At 76.3% G+C, this 6,795-nt stretch carries 4 protein-coding genes and 1 pseudogene; 1 reads left to right on the forward strand and 4 read right to left on the reverse strand.

All coding sequences use genetic code 11. The annotated features are described in order from the left end of the window. A pseudogene (locus EBO15_RS44890) lies at positions 1 to 311 on the forward strand (hypothetical protein); the annotation flags it as partial. 187 nt (positions 312 to 498) lie between these two features. Here the strand turns inward: EBO15_RS44890 and EBO15_RS42285 are convergent. From EBO15_RS42285 to EBO15_RS42300, 4 genes are all read right to left on the reverse strand, one after another. Next, positions 499 to 1,872 carry a cytochrome P450 gene (locus tag EBO15_RS42285; protein WP_122200066.1) on the reverse strand — a complete coding sequence of 458 codons (1,374 nt, stop codon included), beginning with the start codon at positions 1,870 to 1,872 and terminating at the stop codon, positions 499 to 501. A gap of 34 nt (positions 1,873 to 1,906) precedes the next feature. Further along, a complete protein-coding gene (locus EBO15_RS42290) occupies positions 1,907 to 2,509 on the reverse strand; it encodes a flavin reductase family protein (RefSeq protein WP_233616851.1) in 603 nt (200 codons plus the stop codon). After that, positions 2,506 to 2,964 carry an acyl-CoA thioesterase gene (locus EBO15_RS42295; protein ID WP_122200067.1) on the reverse strand — a complete coding sequence of 153 codons (459 nt, stop codon included), beginning with the start codon at positions 2,962 to 2,964 and terminating at the stop codon, positions 2,506 to 2,508. Before EBO15_RS42295 ends, EBO15_RS42290 begins: the two co-directional genes overlap by 4 nt. Further along, positions 2,961 to 6,795: SDR family NAD(P)-dependent oxidoreductase (locus tag EBO15_RS42300; RefSeq protein WP_122200068.1), on the reverse strand; the 3,835-nt coding region annotated here is incomplete at its 5' end. The genes EBO15_RS42295 and EBO15_RS42300, both read right to left, overlap by 4 nt.

Raw genomic sequence — 6,795 nt, forward strand, 5'->3', positions numbered from 1 at the left:
CCGCCAGGCCCGCCGTCCACGCCCGGCCCGCGCCGCCCGACGCCCCGCAACGCCCGGACGCCGCGCAGCGCCCGGTCGGGCCCGTCCAGGTGCGGGACGTCCTGTTCCGCCTGATGAAGGACCCGGCGCTGCGGCACACCGACCCCGGCCGCGAGCTGCTGCGCGTCCTCAACGCCCAGGCGCTGGCCGCCGACGACTGGACCGGCCTGGCCTCGGCCGTGCCGAGCCACGCCCGCGAGGCCGTGGCGGGGCTGGCGCGCCAGAGCGCGATGGCGTGGGAACGGTTCGCCTCCGCGCTCGACGCCGACTGAACGACACCGGCCGAACGGCCCGCACCGAACGGCCCGCACTGAACAGCACGCGCTGAACAGCACGCACCGAACAGCACGCGCTCACCGGCAAGGACCGGTCGACGCCGGTCGACGTCGCCTCAGGCCGCGCAGGGCCTGCTCCCTCGGATCGGTGAACGGTCCGGGGCCCTGCGGCCCTCGGGTGGGATCAGGCGTTGTGGACGGTCATGTGGAGTCCCCCGCGGACGCGCAGCGACAGCATCGGCTCCGGCAGGACCGGACGCTCCGGCACCGCCCTCAGGCGCAGATCGCGGGAGATCAGGGCGAGGACGAACACGGCCTCCATCATCCCCAGGTTGTTGCCGACGCAGAACCGCGGCCCGGCGCCGAACGGAATGTAGGCGTACCGGGGACGGTCGTTGGGCAGCGCCGGGTCGAACCGGTCCGGGTCGAACCGGTCGGGGTCGTCCCAGTAGTCGGCGTTGCGGTGCAGTGTGTAGGGGCTGACGAGCACGTCCGAACCGGCCGGGACGTGGTATCCGCCGACCACGTCGTCCTGGAGCGCCTGCCGGGTGAGGATCCACACCGGCGGGTACAGCCGCATCGCCTCCTGGACGACCATGGCCGTGTACGTCAGCCGGTGCAGGTCGTCGTGGACGGGCGCCCGGTCGCCGAGCACCTCGCGGGCCTCGTCCCGCAGCCGCTCCGCGACCTCGGGGTGCCGGTCCACCAGGTACAGCGACCAGCCGAGCGTGCTCGCGGTGGTCTCGTGCCCGGCGAGCAGCAGCGTGACCAGCTCGTCGTGCAGCCGCCGCGCGCCGACGACCGGGTCCGGCTCCGCCCGCGTGGACGCCACCAGCCGCGACAGCACGTCGTCGGCCTCCGGCGACCAGCCGGGGGCGCGCTCGGCGACGAGCCGGTCCACGACGCGGCGCAGCTCGCTCCGGGCCCGGCGGAACCGGAGCTGCTTGGGCAGCGGCACCCAGGTCGGCACCGAGCTCAGCGACACCATCTCGAACATCGCCTGGTCCTGGACGGCCTCGAAGGCGTGCCCGACCGACGCGGACGCGGCGAGGTCGGCGTCCAGCAGGGTGCGGCCGAGCACGCCGAGGGTCAGCCCGGTCAGCTCGCCCGTCACGTCCACCGGGCCGCGGTGGCGGTGGGCCCGCAGCCGCTCCACCAGGCGCTCCGCCTCCTCGGCGACGGCGCCCGCCTGCGCGGCGATCCGCGCGCTCTGGAAGGCGGGCTGGATCGTCCGGCGCTGCTTGCGCCACAGCTCGCCCTCGCTGGTCAGCAGGCCGTCCCCGAGGGCGCGGCGGGCCTGCTGGAGGCCGAGGCCCTTGTGGTAGTTGGCGGCGTTGTCCGCGAGGACGTGCTTGGCGTGGTCGGGGTGGTTGAAGATGTACATCGTGCGGGGGCCGGCGGCGACCCGCACGGCGTCCCCGTACTCGGTCACCGCCGAGGTCATCAGCGCGAGCCGGTCCCGGACGAGCCGGGCCAGCACCCCCGGCATCGCGCGCCGGGGCGGGCCGGGCGGCACCCGCCCCGTCCCCGGGGCGGTCCGCTCCTGGTCGACGGTCATCGCGGTTCCTTCCTCCTGCCGGGCTCGGGGCCGGTCACAGCGGGACCTGGGTGGGCTCGGGACTGAGCCTGCGGAACCGCCCGTCGTGGAACACCAGGGCGTCGGGGTCGCGGCGGCTCGCCGCCAGCAGCCGCCCGACGAAGATCGTGTGGTCGCCGCCGTCGTAGCCGCGCCAGCGGCGGCACTCGAAGGACGCCAGGGCGTCCGCGACGAGCGGCACGCCGGTGCACTCGCCGGGCTCCCAGTCGATCGCGTCGAACTGGGCCATCCCGAGGGGACGGCGCCGGTCGGCGAAGTGCCGCGCCACCTTCTCCTGGTCGGCGGCGAGCACGGAGACCCCGAAGAACTCGGTGTCGAGCAGCGCCGCGTGCATCACCGCGTCGCGGTCGACGCACACGAGGACGAGCGGCGGGTCGAGCGACACCGAGCTGAAGGAGTTCGCCGTCATCCCGTGCGGCCGTGCTCCGCCGCAGGTCAGGACGGTGACGCCGGTCGCGAACGCGCCGAACATCCGGCGCAGCGCCTTGGCGTCGTACCGCTCGTCGAACCGCGCCTCGAACGCGTCCGGTTCCGCGTCCCGTTCCGCGTCCCGGCGGTTCCGCTCCGGGAAGGACCCGTCGGGCGAGGCGGGGGTCACGGCGTCCCTCCCGCGTCGGCGAGGGCCGCCGGCCGGAAGGGCCGCAGCGCGCGGACCAGCGCCTCCGGCACCCGGGACGGGACGGTCCGGGTGTTCGGGCCGCGCATGCACGCGACCCGCTGCCGTCCCCGGGCGACGAGGGTCTCGCCGCCGCCCGGGTCGAGCCGGACGTAGTCGAAGCCGAACTCCAGCTGGGTCTGCGCGAGCTCCACCAGCCGCATCCGCACCGACAGCTCGTCGAACGCGGTGAGCTCGGCGAAGAACTCGCACTCGACCTTGAGGGTGAACAGCTTGAGGTCGGCGTACAGCTCGGCGAGCACCTCCGGGGCGAGGTCCTTGAGGAACATCTCCCGGCAGCGGCCCTGCCAGCTCAGGTAGTTGACGTAGTAGACGTTGCCGACGAGGTTGGTCTCCTCGAAGCCGACGGTGTGCCGGTACTCGAAGTAGTCGGTCACTTGGTGCCTCCGGTCAGGACGGCGAACACGACCGGTCCGGGACGGTCCCGCAGGGTCGTGGCGAAGGTGGCGACCCGCGAGCCGCCGGAGGCGAGCACCGCCCAGCCCGGCCGGGGCCGCCCGGCGGCGGTCAGCGGCGCGTCCTCGGGCAGGCCCGCCTTGCGCAGGCACTCGGCCGCGGCCCACACCCGGGTCGCCGCCACGCCGGGGTCCTCGTCGAGGTCGGCGGCGAGCACCCCGGCGAGCCCGTGGTGGGCGCCGAGCAGCCCGGCCCAGTCCTCGCCGGTCCGGGTCGCGACGGCCTCGACGTCGCAGCTCACCGTGGTGTCGGACGCGACGCACAGGGTGAGGCCCGCGCCGTGCGCGGCGGACAGGACGCCGGCCTCGGTGGTCTCGGGCCGTCCGTCCGCGCGGTACCGCACGGTGACCGGGCGTCCGAGGGCGCGCCCGGCGGCCAGGGCCGTCCGGGCCCGGCGCGCCGCCACGTCCCCGCCCGAACCACCTGGTTCGTCCGGTTCCACGGCGATCGCGGCCTTCAGTCCGAGGACGTCCTCGACGGTCCGCTCCAGGTAGGAGCCGAGCAGCGGGGGCACCCAGGGGCCCCGGCCGTCGGTGCGGCGGACGGCCTGGAGGCGCAGTCCCTCCCAGCGTTCGACGGTGCGGCCCTCGGCGTCCCGGACGGCGATGTCGTACACGTAGGTGTCGCCGTCGCGCTCCCGCTCGGTCGCGCAGTACCGCAGGACGCCCGTCCCGGACGCCCGGTCGCCCGCCGGGTAGAGCCGTTCGATGCCGGTCGGCAGCAGCGTCGCGTCGGGGACGCAGACCTGGTTGCCGTGCATCAGGGCGTCCCGCATCCCGGGGTCGCCGAGCAGCAGGCGGTCCGGGAGGAACGCGGCGAACCAGTCGGCCGGCTCGATCGCGACGTCCGCGTCCACGTGCCGGGCCGCCGCGCGGTGGTAGCCGCGCAGCCGGTGGAAGCGCCCGCCCTGGAACAGCACCCCGCCGTACAGGTCGGCGGCCGGGTCCAGCCGCACCTCGGGCAGCCCGCGGGCCGCCTGGTCCGGAGGCCCGTCCGGCACCGCCGGAGCGCCGTCCGCGCCGCCGGCGGCGAAGCGGAGGCGGGCCCGGAAGTGGTCGGTGGCGAAGCCGGTCTCGGCGCTGCGCAGCGCGACCTCGACCGTGTCCTCGCCGGTCACGGCGGCCGCGACGCGGACGACGGTGGCGCCCTCCGGCGGCACGACCACCGGACGGTCGAACTCGGCGGCCTCGATGACCGGGAGGTCGGTGCGCCCGGCGGCGGCGGTCCCCGCCTGGACCATCGCCTCCATCCCGAACACGGCGGGCAGCAGCAGGTTGCCGTCCAGCAGGTGGTCGGCCAGGTACCGGTCGGTGCCCGCGTTCAGCTCCACCTCGGTGACCAGCTCGACGCCCGGGTAGTGGACGAGCGGACGGCCGAGGAACCGCAGCAGCGGCAGTTCCGCCGCCGCGCGCCGGACGGTGTCGACGCGTCCGGTGCGCCCGCTGACCACGACCACGCGCGGCGCGTCGGGGTCGGCGAGCAGGCGGCGCATGACGGCGACGCCCTGGTCCGGCGGGATCGGGGTGATGCCGTCCCGGGTGAGGGACTCGACGACCGACAGCCGCTCGCCCATCCCGACGCCCGACCAGACCGACCACTCCAGGCAGAGGCAGCGGCATTCGGGGTGGCGTTCGGCGACGGACTCGGTGAGGTCGGCGAGCCACTGGTTGGCCTGCGCGTAGTGCGCCTCGCCCGCGAGCCCGGCGCGTCCGATGATGCTGCCGAAGGTGACGAGCAGCCGCAGCCGGCCCGGGTCGACCGCCGCGAGGACGGCCTCCAGCCCGCCGACCTTGGGCGCGAGCGCGCCGCGCAGGGCCGCCTCGTCCACGCCGGGAAGCGCGGCGGGCTCGTTGCGCCCGGCACCGTGCAGGACGCCGGTGACCGGGCCGAGCTCGCGTTCCGCCTCGGCGACGGCCGCGCGCACGCGGTCGGCGTCGGTGACGTCCGCGCGGACGTACCGGACCCGGACGCCGCGCTCGGCCATCCGCGCGAGGTTCCCGGCGAGTTCGGCGTCCGCCTCGGGGGCGGAGCGGCCGAGGACGGCCAGCGCCGCCCCGGAGTCCTCGGCGATCGCGAGCGCGCACTCGGCCGTGATGCCCTTGCCGCCGCCGGTGACCAGGACGACGTCGTCCGCGCCGAGCGGCTCCACCGAGCGGGCGTTCCGGACCGGCATCGGACGCAGCGACGGCACCCGCCGCACCCCGTCCGCGTCGTACCGGGCCTCACTGAAAGCGCTGGTCGCGGCGGTCTCGGCGACGATCCACGGCACGGCCGCCGTGTCCGCCGCGTCCGCTGTGTCCGCTGTGTCCGCTGGGACGGTCACGACGGTGACCTTGACCCGCGGGTCCTCCAGCCGCAGCGTCTTGGCGATCGCCGCCGCGCCGCGGTCGTGCTGGACGAGCACGAACCGCGACCCGCCCAGCGCGGTCTTCGCGCCTTCGAGGACGAGCGCGAGGTCGGCCTCGGCGCATTCCGGCGGGAGGCAGACCAGTACGCCCGCGCCGATCCGCGCCTCCCGCAGCGCCCGCGCGAGCGGCGCGGCGAACGGGTGGCCGTCCGGCGCGAACACCTGCCACAGCCCTTCCGCACCGTCCGCGGGCTCGTCCGGGACGGCGGGCAGGGGCGTCTCGTCCAGGTCGATGGAGAAGGCCCGCACCCAGGACGCCGCGCCCGCGACGACCGGGGCCTCCTCCGCGCCGCCGCCCGATCCGGCGAGCTCGTCCAGGACGCCCGCGAGTTCCGCGAGGGTCGCGGTGGCGAAGTTGGTCGGCGCGCTGCCCGGCCGGACACCGAGCGCGAGCGCCGCCTGGTTCATGATCTGGCCGACCGTGATGGAGCTGAGGTGCAGGTCGTCCAGCAGGCGGCTGTCGTCGCGGAGGGTCTCGGCGGGCAGCTCGGCGCGTTCGGCGGCCAGCCTCCGCAGGATCGCCAGGCCGCCGCCCTCCAACGCCTCGGCGGACGCGGCGGGCTCCGCCGTGCCCGGCCCGGCGGCGGGCCGGGCCCTGCCGGCAGGCGCCGTGGCCCCGACGCTCAGCTCGGGCGCCTTCTCGCACGGGCTGGCGAAGAACGAGAACTCCGCGCCGATCTCCAGCGGCCGGACGAGCCGTCCGAGGAACAGCGCGCCGTGGTCGACGGGCGCCCCGCGGGCGAACGCGGTCCCGACGACCCGCAGCAGCGAGGTCAGCGACTCGTCGTCGGTGTCCAGCGCGACCGCCGGGACGTCGGAGGCCGCCGCGGCGAGGGAGCTCAGCGTCCGGCCGGGGCCGACCTCGACGAACAGGTCGACGTCCTTGCCCGCCAGCTCCAGCGCCTGCCCGAACCGGACCGGGTCGGCGATCTGGCGGCACAGCAGTTCGCGCAGGTCGGTGCCCGGGTCCAGCGGCTCACCGGTCACCGTCGACACGACCCGGCCCTCGAGCGGGCCGAACTCGCGTCCGGCCAGCCACGCCTCGAACGCGTCGGCGGCCGGGGCGACCAGCGGGGAGTGGAAGGCGTGCGAGACGGCCAGGCGGGTGCAGCCGATCCCGGCGCGCTCGGCGCCGAGGACGACCGCGTCCACGGCGTCCGCCGGTCCCGCGATGACGGTCTGGTTCGGGCCGTTGTACCCGGCGATGACGACCGGGGCGCCCGTGAGCAGCGGCGCGACGTCGCCGGCCGGGGCGGCGAGGCCCGCCATGGCCCCCGTCCCGGAGCTGTGCTCGGCCATGGCCCGGCCGCGCGCGGCCGCGAGCTCGGGCAGCGCGTCCGCGCCG

Source organism: Actinomadura harenae (assembly GCF_003696215.1).
In the GTDB taxonomy this organism is placed as follows: domain Bacteria; phylum Actinomycetota; class Actinomycetes; order Streptosporangiales; family Streptosporangiaceae; genus Spirillospora; species Spirillospora harenae.